The organism is Pseudoalteromonas sp. RWi3, from assembly GCF_054960735.1.
The window spans coordinates 1-16,726 of the sequence record NZ_JBHNYL010000006.1 but is presented as its reverse complement, the minus strand read 5'-3'; the positions used below and the strand labels follow the sequence as shown (position 1 = coordinate 16,726).

Below are 16,726 nucleotides of genomic sequence, written 5' to 3'. Positions count from 1 at the left end.
TTCGAAAGAATCGAGATTTTAAACGAAACAAATGCATTTGTATATGAACAATTTTTAATCTTGCACGTTATTTTATTTTCCTGCACAATGATTACTTTACAACTATAAAAAACAATAAGTTAAAGGAATAATATGAAACGAATACTTGCCCTATGTTTGGGCATTGTCAGTTCATCTGTATTAGCAGGTGTCACACCTTGGCTAGATTTCACGTTGGAAAATGGCCATATAAAAGTGCCCACTACCGTATCAGGTATCCCTAGTAAAGCTGTTTTAGATACCGGCGCCCAGCTGAATGGTATTAATCCTCGCTTTATTAGTAAGAACGAGCTCAACCTTAATAAAGGGGGCAAAACTCGGGTGCGTGGAGTGTACGGTATTGAAGATAAAACCACTTATAATAACGTGCCTATTAATTTATTTGGTATGGAGACCACCATTAATGATGCGGTAGAAATAAACCTAGGTCATCATGAAAATTCGCTGCTCTTTGGTGCTGGTTTTTTCCGACAATTTATAATGCAACTTGATTACCCAAATCAGAAAATGCGCTTGGTCACTCATGATGCTTTGGACTTGGGTAAAATAAAAAATATTAAGATGGAAAAACAAAAAGGCTCAGGGATGCCCATTGTTGAAGTTGAGCTGAGCGAAGGTAAATCAATATGGTTGATCCTCGATACCGGCAACAACGGCGGAATAATCGTCAACCGTAACGTAGCTCGTAGAATGGGCTGGATTGAAAATATTGAGCGTGAATCTCAAGTTAGCAGAGGCGCGACCACCAGCGCTATAACTGAAAACTTTCGTATTCCTTGGTTAAAGTTTGGCCCTTTTGAAATGGAAAATGTACACGTTAGTATTCCCGACGAAGGTGAAACAGCAAACCTTAATAGTCAGTTTGAAGCAACAAATACACGTATTAAAGGTAGAAATGTACAAGGCCTTATTGGGTACGATGTATTAAAACATTTTTTAATTACCATTGATTACAGACGCGGCAACGCCCATATTGGTTTACCTGAAGAGTCATAATGGGCATACAATTCAACAACTTAGATAAAAGTACCCGCGAGTCACGAAAAGCAACTCATGAAATATGCCGCTTATTTAATAAAAGCCCTAGTAAGGGAAACCTAAAGCGCATAACAGGACTGTTTGCTAACTCCGGCTCGGGCGTCATTATTGAAGCTGGCTTTCATTGTGATTATGGTAGTCAAATAAAAATTGGTGATCGTACTTTTATAAACATTAACTGCACTGTGTTGGATGCGCCAATAAATGAGGGGGCGATAAGCATTGGCGACGATTGTTTAATCGGCCCAAACGTTCAGCTTTTGGCTGTATCCCATGCAGTTAACCCCACAGAGCGGCTCAATAAAGAAAACTTTGCTGCGCCGATTACTATCGGCAATAACGTGTGGATTGGCGCGGGAGTTATCGTTTTAGCGGGTGTTACCATTGGTGATAACGCTGTCGTGGGCGCAGGATCGATTGTAACCAAAGATGTTGCTAAAAACACCGTGGTTGCTGGTAATCCCGCATTAAAAATTAAAGGTATTTAAAGAGTTATATCGTAGGTCGTCATTTATGGCGACTATAATATCAAAGGCCTCTTGATACACAAAAGGCCATGGTTGAAAGATTGCTCTACTTTTTACTCATCGCGTAAAACAAGCGATGGCCTTGTACTGGCAGCTTTAAAAGCAAGACTTGCAACGGTCAGCCAAGTAATCGCAGCAACACTTAGTGCGGCAATTAAATAAACCCACAACGCTTGATCAACACGCTCATTAAAGTTGGCAAGCCAGTCACCCACCAGCCAATAAGTCAGCGGGTATGCTATGGCGACACTCCCTAACACTAAAATCAAAAACTCTTTTGCCAGTAGGTTCATAATGCTTATGCGTGATGCGCCAAGTACTTTGCGTACAGCGACTTCTTTTTGACGACGTAATGCGGAGAACGACGCTAATCCAAAGATTCCAACACATGTTAGTACTATTGCTAACCCTGAGAATATTTGCACCAGTTTAAAAATGCTTTCTTCGACTTCAAAGTTTTGCTGATAGTCTGCATCCATCAATTTAATTTCTGGCTCATTTTTTAAATCAAATGCTTTTATTAAGTTGTTGATCTCGTTGTATACATCACTAATTTTATCTAGCTTACTATTTATAACTAAATCAACTGTCGTTTGTGCACTCCAACCACACGAGAATGAAATAGGTACCCAAGCTTCAGTGGCAGATCCCACCTTAACATCAGCAACAACACCCACAATAGTCGCGGTAATATTGTCGTATTCGCTGGTAACTAGCATACCAATTACGTCTTCTGGGTTTTGGTAGCCCGCTCTTTTAATCATTTTCTCAGTGACAATTAATGCCATTGCTTGTAAGTCTGAATCACCAACGTTATGCAACCAATCCGTTTGATATTCAGTTGAAAAGTCGCGCCCAGCTAGTAACGTTAAACCCAACGTTTCAACAACTGAGAAACCACTACCTACTGTAGGCATCAAGCCTTCTTCGGTGTGCCCGTTAGGCCATGTAAAGCGATACTCTTCACCAAAACTATCTGTAATATCAGAATCAACTGTCGTCACTTGATTAACACCTGATAATTGACGGATTTTATCGACTACTATGTGCTCTTTATCCATCATGGTGTCACTATCTAATGAATGCACAACAATACGACCATCAGGTTGATAACCCGAATTTATAGATTTTAAAAGCGTAAGCTGATTTAAACACAGCAAAGTTCCTGCTATCAAAGAAACAGCTATTGCGGCCTGAAAAGTTAATAACCCCTTACGAATGATAATTGCACTACGCCCATTTTTAAGTTCGCCACTTAAAATGGTATTTAAAGGCGCATTAGCAACTAAGTAAGCAGGATAAAATCCTGATATCAGGGTTAGCCCCAATATAACCGCTATCATTACAGTTATTGATTCAGCATCAAACTGTAAGCTAAATGGCCTATGTGATAATTCATTAAATACTGGAATAAATAGCTCGACCATACACAATGCAATTAGCATTGATAGACTGATCAACAGTAGTGCCTCAACAAAAAATTGTATAACTAGTTGTAGCTTAGTCGCGCCAAGGGTTTTTCTGATGGCTATTTCTTTAGTACGATGCAATAGCTGGGCAACTGATAGGTTTGTGAAATTGGCAGCTGCAATTAATAGTAATAATAAGCTCAAACCAATGCTTATATTAACCAAAGTTTCTGAGCCACCAGGTTTAAAGTCAAATGATGATTTAGCAAAAAAATAAATATCAGGCATGGCAACCAGTCGATACTTTAATTGGCTATTTTTTAATGAGTACTGAGAAATCATAGTGCTCGCGAATAACTCTTCCAGCGCTTTAATATCTGCAAACTCGTTAGTTTTGATATAAATATAGCCTGATGCATCACCAAACTCAGTTAGGTCTAACGGCATTAATGTATCAAAAAGGAAATGACTGTTATCAGGTAAATCTTCAAATATTGCGGCAACAGTTATATTCTTCTCACCTTCGCTGAACACCTTACCTACAGCATTAGATTGTCCGAATAAACGCGTTGCTTCACTGACACTCAAAGCAACTTTATTAGGTGTAGAAAGCGCTGTCTGTAAATTACCAAATCGAGTTTTTATTGCTAAGAATTGTTCTATGTTTGATGTTGCAGCATAAAAGTTTCGTAAATTAAATTTATTACTCTTCACCTGTATTTGATCAGTCGCCATTTCATAATCTATCACGTCAGACAGAATAAAGATGTCCTCTATATCTTTATGTGATTTTAGCTTCTGTGCTATCTCACTGCTTGTTAAAGGGATTACTTCATAACCAATAGCACTTAAGTCTAAATGTAAGCGGTAGACGCTCTCATAATTTGGATGATTTTTATCAAACGATAGCTCATATCGAGCAAACAGTGCCACTAAAATAGCAGCAGCTAAGCCAACACTTAGTCCTAAAATATTTAATATAAAATGCTGTTTTTGTTGTTTAAATGTTCTTAACGCAGTGACTAGATAATTAATAAACATGTTAAGCAACCTCACCTGCGGCTTGCTGCGCAACATTTGCTTTATCAAGCATTACTTGGCCATCAAGTAGGCGTACTAAACGTTCTGCATACGCGCCCTCTTTTTCTGAGTGAGTCACCATAATAACCGTAGTGCCTTCGCGGTTTAATTCGCGCAGCATCGCCATCACTTCATCACCATTTTTAGAGTCTAAATTACCAGTTGGTTCATCGGCTAAAATAAGTTTTGGGTTAATCACTAATGCACGAGCAACGGCAACACGCTGCTGTTGACCACCCGAAAGTTGTTGTGGTAAATGCTCACCACGGTGATCAATACCCACGCGTTTTAAAATGGCTTCAACACGCTCTTTACGCTCACCTTTTGATATTTTTTGATACTGTAATGGCAGCTCTACGTTTTCAAATACTGTTAGCTCGTCAATCAAGTTAAAGCTTTGAAATACAAAACCGATTGAAGCTTTACGTAACTCTGCTAGTTGCTTTTCGCTGTAGCCTGCGATGTCAGTTCCGGCAAAGTCAAAGCTGCCTGTGGTCGGTGAATCAAGCATCCCCAAAATAGATAGCAACGTTGACTTACCACAGCCAGACGGGCCCATAATCGCTAAAAAGTCACCTTCGTTTACGGTTAAGTTGATATTGCTCAGCGCTGTTGTTTCTACATCTTGAGTACGAAATACACGGCTTAAATTAGTTAATTTGATCATGGTTATTTTCCTTAAAATTGTAGTTGCTGTGCTTTATCAAAGTTGCTGTAGCTTGAGGTAATCACCTGATCCCCTGCATTGAGCCCTTCAAGCACTTCAAAATAGTGTTGATTCTTTTTGCCTAGGCGGATATCACGGCGCAGTGCTGTATCACCACCTTGTTCAATAACATAAACCCAGTTACCACCCGAGTTAGTAAAAAAGGCCCCGCGTTTAAGCAGTAAGGCATCGGTTTTGTCATCCCCTAGCATTAACTCAATATCAATACTTTGGCCGCGTTTTATACTTTTGGTATTACTGGGTAAATCAACTTCAATTTGAAATTGCGACTGCTGTACGCGGCTATCAATTTTGCTCACTTTGGCGTTCACTGTGCCGCTTTCAAGTTCAATCATCACAGTCATGTCACGCTGTACTTGGTTTAAATAAAATTCATCCATGCGTACCACTAATTTATATTCATTAGGGATATCTATTTGGCCTAATCGTGCGCCACTGTTTTTAGATTCGCCAATTTCCACATTAAGCTCGCTTAAGTAGCCAGAAACTGGTGCTTTGATTAATAAGTTATCGAGGTTTCGACGCGCAAACTGTAGGTTTTTTTCCAGCATTTTAGCGCTATCGGCAAGTTGAGCTACTTGTACCTCACGAATTGAATTTTCTTGCTTTTGGCGCTCAAGAGTGAGCTCTTTACGGGCTTGGTAATAATTTAAATCTTCTTCAAGCTCAGCTAGTTGGTCTTGCGCCAATACACCACTTTTAACCAAGGGCTTAGTTTGTTTTAAACGACGGGTTAGGTGGGTAATTTTTAGCTCTATTTCTAATAAGTCACGGCGTAAGTTTAATCGGCTGGTTTCCATGGTCATTTGCGTATTGCGTAAAAAATTAAGCTGTTCAGTAACTTGTGCTTCTCTGCTCATTACATCAAGTTGTAGATTAGTATTGCTTAACCGCACTAGCGGTTGGCCTTTTTTAACATATTCGCCTTGCTCTACTAAACGCTCTTCTACTTGACCACCAGCAATAGTATCAAGATAAATACTGGTTTTTGGCACGACTTGACCGCGCAAGCTCAATGCATCTTTAAAGGCACCTTGTTTAACCGTGCTAACCGTAAGGCTGCTACGATCAATATTCTGGCTACGACCTGTATCACTGCTTTGCGTAAAACCTAACGCAGCAGCCGCAACACCTAAAACCAGCGCTGCAAAGGTGAGTTTTTTTAAATACTTTTGCGTAAATGAGCGTTCTATTTTTTTGTCCATGTCGGCTATCTTGATACAAGTTTAATAACTAATTATCGATAGTTATTACAATCACTATGCCAACTTAATTTAATATTCAAATTCAACAACTTAACATTTAACTTGGCTATTTCTATATTGATATTGTCCGCTAATAGAACACTTTATTATTTTATAAACGTCCATTTATGGACACTTTCCCTTTTTTGTTTTAGGCTAAATAAAACCCTATAAAAATAATAAGTATGAAAGACTCAGGCTCACTTTTAATTGTTGATGACAACCCCGATATTCTTATTGCCGCACGTTTATTACTAAAACAGCATTATCAAAGCGTTAAAACCACTGACAACCCATTTGATATTACAGGCATCATTGACGAGCAACGCAAGCTCGAGCAACCCATTGACGTAATATTGCTTGATATGAACTTTACCCAAGACTCAATAAGCGGCAAAGAAGGCTTTTATTGGCTAAAAAAGATTATCGAGCAAGACGCTAATATCGTTGTTTTGTTAATGACTGCCTACGGCGACATTCAACTAGCCGTAGATGCAATTAAAGCGGGCGCCTCTGATTTTATTGCCAAGCCCTGGCAAAACCAGCAATTACTTGGCGCAGTCGCCGCCGCATTTTCACACGCCAAAGACAAACAACAAGTCGGTAAATTAACGCAGCAAAAGCACGGGCTAAACCAAGCCTTAAATACTCCCAGCTTTGAGTTTTTAGGTCAAAGCAATGCGATGCAGCAGGTATTTAGTACCATAGAAAAAGCCGCACAAACTGACGCCAACATACTGATCACCGGTGAAAGCGGCACAGGCAAAGAGCTCACCGCGCATGCGATTCATCAAGCAAGTATGCGCCACAATCAAACCTTTATGAGTTTAGACATGGGCGCAGTGGCGCAAAATTTATTTGAAAGTGAGCTTTTCGGCCATAAAAAAGGCGCGTTTACTGATGCAAAAGCCGATCGCATTGGTAAATTTGAACTTGCTCAAGGCGGCAGTTTATTTTTAGATGAGCTGGGTAATTTACCCCTAGAGCATCAAGCTAAATTACTGGCTGCACTACAAAATAGGCAAATAACACCGGTTGGAGGCAGTAAAGCGGTTGATATTGATATCCGCCTAATTTGTGCCACTAACGACAACCTTGATCAAGCTGTGAGCGAAGGTCGTTTTCGCCAAGATTTGTTATACCGTATAAACACCGTTGAAATTCGCTTACCTGCATTACGTGAACGAAGTGATGATATTCCGCTGTTAGCACATTATTACCTGAATCATTTTTGCCAAAAATATAAACGTAGCTTAACCATTACTGAGGCTGACATGGTGTTACTTTGCCAGTATTCATGGCCAGGCAATGTGCGAGAGCTTGCTCACGCAATAGAGCGAGCCGTTATTTTAACTGAAGGTGATACACTCGATATAACCTCCGTTGTGGGGAATAGTGAAGTATCTAGCACTCATTCTATAGGTCAAAGTACTGAAACTCTAAATACTCTGCCGCAGTTCGATACTTTTAATTTAGAGATGCTCGAACAACGCACAGTTCGCGCAGCACTTAAGCACCATCAAGGGAATGTCAGTCATGCAGCCAAAGCGCTTGGTTTAACCCGCGGCGCTATGTACCGCCGGCTTGAAAAGTATGGGTTATAATTATGCGGGCTAATTTATTGCTTTCATTTAATATTATCGCACTTATAAGTACAAGTTCATTGCTTAGCTATGTAGTGCAAAAGCATGGTTTTTCAGCGACTACATTGCTAATAATGCTAGTCGCAGCGGCATTAATAGCGCATATTTTTACGCTGTTTAAGCGCCAACAAAAACAAGCTGAAATGGTGATCCGCGCTTTAGCCAATGGCGACAGTACCTTAGGACTTGGTAAACAACACCCAATGCTTAAGCAATTTGAGCAAGTAAAAACGCAAATGCAAACAGCACGTTTTAATGCCGAGCAACAAGCGCAATTTTTACAAGCTTTGCTTATTCATGTTGATTTAGCCGTATTGGTATGTGATGACAATGGTAAGGTGATTGAATCAAACCCAGCCGTTAGTAAGTTACTAGGTAAAAGCTTTCAACATTTACATGAGTTAGGCGCTGTTGGAGAGTTAGTTTTAAACGCCGAACATAATATTCGCAGCACCGCCTACTGGCAAAATGGCGAGCAGCACGACACCCTATCAATTCAACTAAGTATCGCTGAAATACAAGGTAAAGTTCGCCGCGTAGTGAGCTTACAGTCAATTCACGACCAGTTACAACTCAAAGAACAACAAGCGTATAAACGCTTAACTAAAGTGCTCACTCACGAAATTGCTAACTCTATTACGCCACTTTCATCGCTAGCTGATACTTGTAGCAATTTACTGCCACAAGAGCTATGTTTTGATGAGCTTGAAGATAAACAAGACTTACAACTTGCGCTACACACGTTAGCATCAAGAACCGCTCATTTAGGGGATTTTATTGCTCGTTTTCGCCAAATTAGCAGCTTACCTAAACCCAATTTAGCGCCTGAAAATTTAGCCGACATGCTAGCGCGTATTGTCGCCTTACATCAGCAACACGCACGCGAACAAGACACCCATATTGAACTGTCGATTAAAAATCAGCAGTTAGTAATGCTTGATAGCAGCCAAATAGAGCAGGTATTAGTAAACTTAATAAAAAATGCACTTGAAGCACTAAAGAGTAGCCAAAAATACAGCACTGAGAATGCAGTTCAACCAACGATCGAAATCAGCTTAGCGCAAAACACTAGCCAACAACTTTATATAGAAATTAGCGACAATGGCCCAGGCATTAGCGAACATGTGGTAGATATGATCTTCGTACCATTCTTTACCACCAAGCAACAAGGCTCCGGCATCGGTTTAAGTCTATCAAGGCAAATCATGCTCAACCACGGCGGCGATTTAATTTATCTACCAAAACCACAAGGCGCATGCTTTAGGTGTGTGTTTGGGTGAACGAAGTCGTTTACGCCGGTAATTAACTAGCAATACAGGTAATTAAATCAACCTAAAGATCAGCGGGCTTACCAATATAAGCCCGCAGCAAAAGCCCGCTTTAATTTGCCATGCTTTATATTTACCTGTGATTTTAATACCTAAAAATGGACTTAACAGAGTTATACGACGCGCAGTAATAAATACCAGCCAACAAATAATGAAAGTGAGGCTGAGTATAAGTAATGGCTCCAAAAACCCACCTAATTGCCACTCAGATAAATAAAACGCAAGACCAATAATCACACTTTGATGTAATAGATAAAACGGAAATACGGCTGAGTTTAATAAAGCCAGTTTAGGGTGATTGTGATTCAAAAAGCGTTGTGCTAGTGCCAGCATTAATAACACTCCCATTAATCGTTGCGCAGTATACAGCATATCCATGCTGGTAATTTGCCATTGGCTAGTAGCTGGGTTTTGCCAAATCATCTGATAACCCACTACCACAAGCAAATAACCAATAATAAATGCACCGAGTAACACTCGATAATGGCGAAGTAACTGGCTGTAAAATGCAGGCTGCCACGCAAGCAAGTAACCGTATAGTAAAAACAGCGCGCCCATGGGGTATCTAAATGTATCGCTTGGCCAGCTCAACTTTAAAATACACAGCGGCAGAAACAAGGTGATGAAAATCATCAGTAAGGATCGATTGCATAACCGCGTGATTGTTTCTTTCGTAGTAGAGTGATGAAGCAACGGCAGCACTAACACCAGCAATAAAGTAAATTGCCATAACGAGCGTAAATACCACAGGTGGTTTACATCAACGTGTGGCCAAATACCTGCTTGATAGTGCTCATATAAAGGGTTGGTTAAATCAAAAAACTGGCAATAAAACTGCCAAAAGCTCATAGATAAACCAACCTCTTGGCTCATTTGCGCATAAAGCTGAATCGGCACAATAAACCAAATGCCAAACAGTAAAGGCAGTAATATTTTTACACTTCGCGTAGTTAAAAACATGCCTAGGTTAAAACGCGCAACAATAAAGCGCAGCGCCACACCTGAAATAAACCAAATTAGCCCCATCCGCCATGGCGACAGTAAGAGCATGGCATTTTCTACATTGCTTGATAGATACAGGCTTTTAAAATGAAATCCCCAATTTTGGCTGTATAGCATACCTGTGTGATAAAAAATTAATAAGCCAAAGGCAAGTACTCTTAGCCAATCTAAATCATAACGGCGCAGTGGTAATTCTTCGGCTTGTTTAAACGCATTTAGCCATGGTTTGAATAGTGTGCGTGTTGTGTTTTTAATGACTATTTTAAGGTTCATATTAGATTTAACTGGCGACTAATTAATAACAACTATGAACATCACACTTTGTTAAGCAATCAGAAAAGGCTGACAAAACAACCAGTAGGGATAAACGGTGGATATTAGGGATGATAAATTTGGTGATCTACCACTCTCTTGCTAGTCTAATTACGGTCTTTTAAAGAGTAACAATAATAATGATCACTTTATCGCACTTTCAGCGCCACCAAACTTGGTACGCTGCTTTATTTTTATTTAGTTATATTTTTATAAACAACACTATAAATGCCAGCTCAAACATTATGGAAGCCCAGCGCGATGGCACACTACCTTTTATGCTTTGGGAGCCGTTTGTATGGGAATATTCCAGCGCTATTGGCACCTTATTGTTGTTTCCCGCTTTAGTTTGGCTATTAAAAACCCAGCCTTTTAATTGGCAAAAAATCCCCCGCTCATTACTCATTTATTTACTCGCGAGCGTTATTTTTTCGTTGTTACATGTAGGGATCATGGTCGCTATTCGCAAATTCATTTACATCGCACAAGGTATGCAATATGACTTTGGGCTAATGTGGTTTGAGCTACTTTATGAATACCGTAAAGACTTATGGGGATTTTTATTTTTAATTGTCGTTATTAAAACCTATCAATATATTGTAAGCCAATTAACTGGTGAGGCCGCCCCTATTTCACAAGGCGAAGACACACCTCAAAACGCTAATTTAGATCGACTACTTGTTAAAAAACTAGGTAAAGAGTTTATTATACAAGTAGCACATATAGACTGGCTTGAATCCAGTGGCAATTATGTGAATTTACACATAGGCGAGCGAATTTACCCATTACGTGCCACTATGACTCAATTGAGTGAACAGCTTGAGCAACAAGGGTTCTGCCGCATTCATCGCTCATATGCTATTCGCTTAAATACGGTTGAATCAATAACACCTTTGCCCAGCGGCGATAGTGAAGTAAGGCTAATAACAGGGAAAGTGCTTACACTCTCTCGTCGTTATAAAGAATCATTTAAAAAGTATTTAAATTCAACTACAAGTCATTTTTAGCTCACCCTGTGTTAAGCTAAACGGCTTTAATTTAGCTGCATTTGTATTTTCGGAGTAGTTTAGTACGTGTTTGTAAATCGATTTATCCGCATTCTACCGCTGGTTATTATTTTATCTGGCTGTGAAACCACACTCAACGCACCATCCCCTGAGCCTAAAAAAACTACAACTCTGCCAACTCCCGTTGTAAAAAATGAGCCCAAAGAGGTTGTTGAGCATATTCCACCAATCAGTGCACAAGCACTAGACGATGTATGGGGTCGGATTAAGGCACAGCTGTCATTTGCTGATTCCAGCCATCCGGCGGTGCAAAAACGCATTGCATGGTATTTAACTCATCCAAATTATATGGACGAAATTAGCCGCCGTGCTGAGCCTTACCTTTACCATATTGTAAACGAAGTCGAAAAACGCGGGTTACCCATTGAACTGGCATTAATGCCGCTGATTGAAAGTGACTTTGATGCCAGTGCGTACTCGCATAAACATGCCTCTGGCTTATGGCAACTAACACCTGCTATTGCTAAGTATTTTAAAGTGCAAATATCACCTTGGTATGACGGACGCCAAGACGTAATAGACAGTACCCGAGCTGCACTGGATTTTATGGAGTATTTACACAAGCGCTTTGATGGCGATTGGTATCATGTAATTGCGGCTTATAACGTAGGTGAAGGCCGTGTAAAAAGAGCCATCAGAAATAACAAAAAACAAGGTAAGCCTACCGACTTTTTTAGTTTAAAACTGCCTAAACAAACCAGCCAATATGTACCAAAGCTCCTCGCAGCAGCGCAACTTTTAAAAAGCAATAAAATGGTCTTTCCACCAATCAGTAATCAACAGGCTATAGTAGCCTTACCCGTCTCTGGCGCAGTTATTTTAGATAACCAAGAAGAATGGCGGTCATTAGAGGGGTTAAACTATGGCGTTATCCGCTTTCCTGCAATCATTGATGCACCTCACATTGTTGTGCCAGCGAGTAAACAAGCCGAATTTAAGAGTATGTTGGCTAATCAAAAAGAAAACGATTATAGCCAATGGCAGCATTACATAATTCAACCAGGGGATAGTTTAAGCGTGATTGCAAAACGTTATGCAATCAGTGTTAAACAGCTAAAAGCGTTTAATAATCTAAAGAGTGACCATATCCGTGCTGGTAAGAAATTAATACTGCCGATGCTGGCAGACCAAGAGGTAGAGCACTTAGTGAAGTCAGGCGAAAGCTTATGGAAAATAGCCAAACGCTATAACGTCAGCATTACCAAGCTAAAACAATGGAATAACCTGTCGCGAGATCGCTTACAAATAGGTGAGAAGCTAACGGTATTTTTATCAAATAGCTAACAAAAGGGGGCTGAAACAACTGTCAGCCCCTCCCTTTTAAGGTATTAGCTTGTCTCTTCGTCCTGTGACTGGCCGCCGTACCAATTAACTTTACGCGTTAATAACATAATTAAACTGAGTACGACGAACACCAACACACTCCCCATTAGCAATGCGTAATCCTCTGCACTGAGTAACCCGTATAAAAGACTATAAAGAAATAATACCCCACATAAGAATAACCCGCCGTGTTTGCTATTTTTAAGCATACCCGCCACATAAACACTGAGTAAGGCGGCTGATGCAAGCGCAGATAATAAATACGCAATATTAAACCCTACGTGCTCACTCAGTGAAATTAGCAGTAAATAAAATACCGCCAAAGCGAGCCCTACAAAACCATATTGAACAGGGTGTATTGGTTCATCACGCAGCACTTCGAGCAGAAAGAAACTCGCAAAAATAAGCACAATAACCAAAATAGCATAATTACTCGCGCGATAGTTTTTAAGGTAGTGATTAACACTATCGACTAAATTTACCCCCATACTGCGCTGCTTGAACAAGGTGCAGTCATTGCGAAATAAACACTGATTAAAAAGCTCTTGCAGGTTAGTTGCAAAGTAATTAGTTTGCCAATTAGCAGAAAAGCCTTGTGCCGAAATTGTTGAGTCTAGTGGCAGGTAGTCCCCTACAAAACTTGGGTGTGGCCAATCGGCCTGCATGGTCAATGAGCTATTTTTGCCAACCGGTGCAAATGCGAGTTGACGCATACCTTGTAGGTTTAAATCAATTCGATACGGTAATACCTCAATTTTGCGCAGGGTGTCATAATCAAGCTCTATACGAATACCTTCTGGTAACTGGTTTAGCTGGGTACCGGGTAGTAGTTCATACTCGCGTTCGTTCACACTTATTTGTGACCCTTGCCCTATCCCTCGAATATCAGCAATCGCCAAAATGAGGTTTAGCCGTTTTATTTTTTTATCTGCCAAAACCGCTAATGAACTTATTTTAAATTGCCCTTCAAATTGGTTTTGTGAGCGATATAACAAGGCTTTATAAATACCACGGTACTTTTCAAATGTTGATAGGTTACTACTGACATTAAATGACTCTGGTAAAAGTGTAATATTCATTAATTGTTCGCTCGTTTTGCCATCAACCGTGACAGTTTCTAGGTACTGAGCGTGAATAAACGGGCCAATGACTTGCTGCTCATCACTGCTGCTCTTTGCTATCTCAGCCTGTACTTGTTGCTGTAGCTCTGCTCGCTCATCGATGAGGTTTTGGATCATAAAAATAGGGATCAATAACAACACGATGAGCCCTATGATTATGATGAGTTTGGTTTCTATTCTTTGTTTCATTGCTATGCGCTCCATGTATTACATATACACAGGGTAACGGAGCTATATGGAGTTACTGAGGTTTTTAAATGGAGCTTTTATGGAGTAGGCATTTTTATATGAACGCGAACGCCATTGTCAGTATTTTCTATGCTGAGTTGGCCTTTATGTAACTTCACAACTTGCTCAACAAAGTTCAAGCCTAACCCAGTGCTTTTTTTACCATTGGCTCTAGGTAGAGAATAAAATCGCTCTGTGATGCGTTCAAGCGCATAATCAGGAATGCAAGGCCCCGTATTATCGATATAAATATCAACAGCTGTCGGTTTGTGCGTTACTTGAATGTGGATTTCACCACCCTCATTAATAAAATCTAATGCATTATCGATAATATTGTATAGCGCTTGCTGAATCAAAAAGGCGTCACCTACACATTGACTATGGGCGTCACAATCGAGTGTTACTTCTACCTTTTGCGTCGCAATTCTGGCAATAAATGATCCTTTAATCGCTACAAATATAGGGCGTATTAAAACCTTCTTGCGTTGCTCGAGCTCAGGGAGTTGTTCTAATTTAGTCAGTGCGAGTAACTTATCGATGAGTTGCTGCATTCGCACTGTTTCAGATTCAATATTAGTCGCAAATAGCTGTTGTTTGTCTGTGCTTAATGGGGATTGTAAAATTTCACTGGCCCCTTTGATTGCTGATAAAGGACTTTTTAATTCATGCGTAAGCGTTTGTACATAGTGCTCAACATAGCCTTTACCATCCAATTGGTTGCGCATTTTTTCAAGCGCATCGCTCAACAAACTGTATTCATAAAAAACCCTAAACCTTGGCTTAGATGCTTTTTCTCCCCGCCCCATTTTATCGGCATATTTGGCCAGTTTATACAAAGCCCCATTAATACGCCACGCAATCAATGCACCTACCATTAATGCCAACACACTCATCACAACTAACCAACTTAATACGCGATATTTAGACATATTTATAAAAGGTTGTACTGAACGATTAGGCTTAGCGACAGTGACTGAGCCAATAATATTACCATTATCGATTATGGGCGCTGCCACATGCATTACTGTTGAAAGAGGATCGTCTTTATCAGTGGCGGTTGAACGAGCACCATATTCTCCCCGTAATGTGAGATAAACATCATTCCACTGTGAGTAATCTTTACCTATATCTTGCTGCCATGAATCAACCACCACGATTCCCGCAGCATCGGTAATATAAATACGATGATTCGTCGCTGGTTTGTCTATTCCCCAGATTTTTGCATTCGGCTCCCTGCTGCCATAAGAATTAACCACAGTAGCAAAACGGCTCTGTGACAGTGTGCCATTGGCTAAATCGTCTCGCGCCATGACAGCCAGTAAATTGGCCATATCAACCAAGGTTTCCTCAGTAACCTGACGAACCGTAGGCTTGATCTCACGCATAACCGTTGAACTAACAAAGTAAGTGGTTAACATAACAAGTATAAAATAGAGTAAAAACAACCTAAGCCCGAGCGGAATTTTAGGCCAACGCTTAAGACGAGCTAATGAGCGTGTTGAGCGTTTAAATAGGTTCATAAAAGTAACCAAATCCACGTTTAGTATGGATCATTGGCTCATCACACACTACCCGTAATTTGTTTCTGATGGCCTTGATGTGGCTATCAACATTGCGACTGTAAACACTGTCTTGGCAGAGTTGTGCTGATGATAGCAACTGCTCTCGAGAAAATACCTGCTTAGGTGATAACACGAGCTTGTCGAGCAATTTAAACTCAAGAGCGGTTAAATTTAACGGAGCATTATTAAAGTAGTAATCAAAGTTATCACTGTAGAGTCCTGATAGCTCTGTAGGTGAATTAACCAATGTTTCTCGAACAACATAAGGTTTTAAACGCAGCTTAACGCGAGCTAGCATTTCTCGTGGACTAAATGGCTTTGTCACATAGTCATCGGCACCGATCTCTAATCCAACAACACGATCAATTTCATCATTACGTGCTGTTAAAAAAATAATAGGTAAAGAGGAAAATTCACGGATCTGCTTACATAATTCAAAGCCATTTGCATCAGGTAAGCCAACATCTAAAATCAACAAATCTACATTTGATGTTTTAATAAAATTAAGCCCAGCTCCAGCGGTATCAAACCAGTCGACGCAAAAACCATCCTTCTCCAGCGTATGGATCAACGTATCTGCTATTGCTTTTTCGTCTTCAATGATCACAACCCGTGCAGTTGTCATACAACTAATTCCTTTACTACAACCCACTATACACATTCATAGTTACAGTAAGTATCAATGCAGTCAATATCCTTTATAAGAATGCTCTTTGTGCATAATGGCGTGGTTAGGTATTTTGTATAAACCGAGATAGAGAGATTAAACAGCGTTCAACTCCCTAGCTATTTCACTTTCCTGCAGACGTAACAAAGCCCGCCTCTTTCGAGTCGGGCTTTCTTGTATTTGGAGCTATGGTGCGCTACGCAGTAGGATGCGCTACTTTCACATAACAAATGCTACACCGTCGTTAGCCTTCACGCTGTTTCGTTTCACTACTGAGTGCAACATGGGGTCGTGGTCTGATGTATTTACTTTATCCCAGACAACAAAAAACCCGCTACATTGCTGTAACGGGCTTCTCTTAATTGGAGCCATGGTGCGCTACGCAGTAGGATGACCTACGTATTTTTAT

13 protein-coding genes are annotated in these 16,726 nt (G+C 40.2%); 6 read left to right on the top strand and 7 right to left on the bottom strand.

Annotated features, from left to right (window positions below):
• Nucleotides 1-132 precede the first annotated feature (132 nt).
• Complete coding sequence (locus tag ACFI4Z_RS09865) at nt 133-1,035, top strand: pepsin/retropepsin-like aspartic protease family protein (RefSeq protein WP_462670439.1); 903 nt, start codon at nt 133-135, stop codon at nt 1,033-1,035.
• Complete coding sequence (locus tag ACFI4Z_RS09860; protein WP_462670438.1) at nt 1,035-1,565, top strand: sugar O-acetyltransferase; 531 nt, start codon at nt 1,035-1,037, stop codon at nt 1,563-1,565. The genes ACFI4Z_RS09865 and ACFI4Z_RS09860 overlap by 1 nt, the downstream gene beginning before the upstream one ends.
• A gap of 92 nt (nt 1,566-1,657) precedes the next feature.
• Here ACFI4Z_RS09860 and ACFI4Z_RS09855 read toward each other — a convergent pair whose 3' ends face one another.
• From ACFI4Z_RS09855 to ACFI4Z_RS09845, 3 genes are read right to left on the bottom strand one after another with little or no spacing between them, the layout of a single operon-like run.
• On the bottom strand, nt 1,658-4,054 hold the full coding sequence (locus ACFI4Z_RS09855) for an ABC transporter permease (protein ID WP_462670437.1): 2,397 nt from the start codon (nt 4,052-4,054) through the stop codon (nt 1,658-1,660).
• A 1-nt stretch (nt 4,055) separates the two neighbouring features.
• Entirely contained in the window at nt 4,056-4,760 is a 705-nt protein-coding gene (locus tag ACFI4Z_RS09850; RefSeq protein ID WP_290211210.1) for an ABC transporter ATP-binding protein, read from the bottom strand.
• A gap of 11 nt (nt 4,761-4,771) precedes the next feature.
• Complete coding sequence (locus ACFI4Z_RS09845; protein ID WP_462670436.1) at nt 4,772-6,025, bottom strand: efflux RND transporter periplasmic adaptor subunit; 1,254 nt, start codon at nt 6,023-6,025, stop codon at nt 4,772-4,774.
• 224 nt (nt 6,026-6,249) lie between these two features.
• On the opposite strand from ACFI4Z_RS09845, the gene ACFI4Z_RS09840 reads away from it, so the two are divergent.
• A complete protein-coding gene (locus ACFI4Z_RS09840; RefSeq protein ID WP_462670435.1) occupies nt 6,250-7,668 on the top strand; it encodes a sigma-54-dependent transcriptional regulator in 1,419 nt (472 codons plus the stop codon).
• Between the two features lie 2 nt (nt 7,669-7,670).
• Nucleotides 7,671-8,987: a sensor histidine kinase gene (locus ACFI4Z_RS09835; RefSeq protein ID WP_462670434.1), complete on the top strand. Its 1,317-nt coding sequence runs from the start codon at nt 7,671-7,673 to the stop codon at nt 8,985-8,987.
• A 42-nt stretch (nt 8,988-9,029) separates the two neighbouring features.
• Here the strand turns inward: ACFI4Z_RS09835 and ACFI4Z_RS09830 are convergent, their stop codons facing one another.
• Nucleotides 9,030-10,310 carry an acyltransferase family protein gene (locus ACFI4Z_RS09830; RefSeq protein WP_462670433.1) on the bottom strand — a complete coding sequence of 427 codons (1,281 nt, stop codon included), beginning with the start codon at nt 10,308-10,310 and terminating at the stop codon, nt 9,030-9,032.
• A 182-nt stretch (nt 10,311-10,492) separates the two neighbouring features.
• Between ACFI4Z_RS09830 and ACFI4Z_RS09825 the strand changes: the two genes are divergently transcribed.
• Both ACFI4Z_RS09825 and ACFI4Z_RS09820 read left to right on the top strand, forming a co-directional pair.
• Nucleotides 10,493-11,356: a LytR/AlgR family response regulator transcription factor gene (locus tag ACFI4Z_RS09825; protein ID WP_462670584.1), complete on the top strand. Its 864-nt coding sequence runs from the start codon at nt 10,493-10,495 to the stop codon at nt 11,354-11,356.
• 66 nt (nt 11,357-11,422) lie between these two features.
• Complete coding sequence (locus tag ACFI4Z_RS09820) at nt 11,423-12,700, top strand: LysM peptidoglycan-binding domain-containing protein (protein ID WP_462670432.1); 1,278 nt, start codon at nt 11,423-11,425, stop codon at nt 12,698-12,700.
• Nucleotides 12,701-12,744: 44 nt separating this feature from the next.
• Here the strand turns inward: ACFI4Z_RS09820 and creD are convergent, their stop codons facing one another.
• The 3 genes from creD to ACFI4Z_RS09805 all read right to left on the bottom strand — a co-directional run bounded on the left by creD (nt 12,745) and on the right by ACFI4Z_RS09805 (nt 16,275).
• The gene (creD, locus tag ACFI4Z_RS09815; RefSeq protein WP_462670431.1) at nt 12,745-14,049 is read right to left on the bottom strand and encodes a cell envelope integrity protein CreD; all 1,305 of its coding nucleotides are present in this window, start codon (nt 14,047-14,049) and stop codon (nt 12,745-12,747) included.
• A 77-nt stretch (nt 14,050-14,126) separates the two neighbouring features.
• On the bottom strand, nt 14,127-15,608 hold the full coding sequence (gene creC, locus ACFI4Z_RS09810; RefSeq protein WP_462670430.1) for a two-component system sensor histidine kinase CreC: 1,482 nt from the start codon (nt 15,606-15,608) through the stop codon (nt 14,127-14,129).
• The gene (locus ACFI4Z_RS09805) at nt 15,595-16,275 is read right to left on the bottom strand and encodes a response regulator (protein ID WP_462670429.1); all 681 of its coding nucleotides are present in this window, start codon (nt 16,273-16,275) and stop codon (nt 15,595-15,597) included. Before ACFI4Z_RS09805 ends, creC begins: the two co-directional genes overlap by 14 nt.
• Nucleotides 16,276-16,726: the final 451 nt, after the last annotated feature.

What these genes read in the sequence shown, in the direction of transcription:
- ACFI4Z_RS09865 (WP_462670439.1), top strand. Translation starts at nt 133, where the DNA reads ATGAAACGAATACTTGCCCTATGTTTGGGCATTGTCAGTTCATCTGTA.
- ACFI4Z_RS09860 (WP_462670438.1), top strand. Translation starts at nt 1,035, where the DNA reads ATGGGCATACAATTCAACAACTTAGATAAAAGTACCCGCGAGTCACGA.
- ACFI4Z_RS09855 (WP_462670437.1), bottom strand. Translation starts at nt 4,054, where the DNA reads ATGTTTATTAATTATCTAGTCACTGCGTTAAGAACATTTAAACAACAA.
- ACFI4Z_RS09850 (WP_290211210.1), bottom strand. Translation starts at nt 4,760, where the DNA reads ATGATCAAATTAACTAATTTAAGCCGTGTATTTCGTACTCAAGATGTA.
- ACFI4Z_RS09845 (WP_462670436.1), bottom strand. Translation starts at nt 6,025, where the DNA reads ATGGACAAAAAAATAGAACGCTCATTTACGCAAAAGTATTTAAAAAAA.
- ACFI4Z_RS09840 (WP_462670435.1), top strand. Translation starts at nt 6,250, where the DNA reads ATGAAAGACTCAGGCTCACTTTTAATTGTTGATGACAACCCCGATATT.
- ACFI4Z_RS09835 (WP_462670434.1), top strand. Translation starts at nt 7,671, where the DNA reads ATGCGGGCTAATTTATTGCTTTCATTTAATATTATCGCACTTATAAGT.
- ACFI4Z_RS09830 (WP_462670433.1), bottom strand. Translation starts at nt 10,310, where the DNA reads ATGAACCTTAAAATAGTCATTAAAAACACAACACGCACACTATTCAAA.
- creD (WP_462670431.1), bottom strand. Translation starts at nt 14,049, where the DNA reads ATGAAACAAAGAATAGAAACCAAACTCATCATAATCATAGGGCTCATC.
- creC (WP_462670430.1), bottom strand. Translation starts at nt 15,608, where the DNA reads ATGAACCTATTTAAACGCTCAACACGCTCATTAGCTCGTCTTAAGCGT.
- ACFI4Z_RS09805 (WP_462670429.1), bottom strand. Translation starts at nt 16,275, where the DNA reads ATGACAACTGCACGGGTTGTGATCATTGAAGACGAAAAAGCAATAGCA.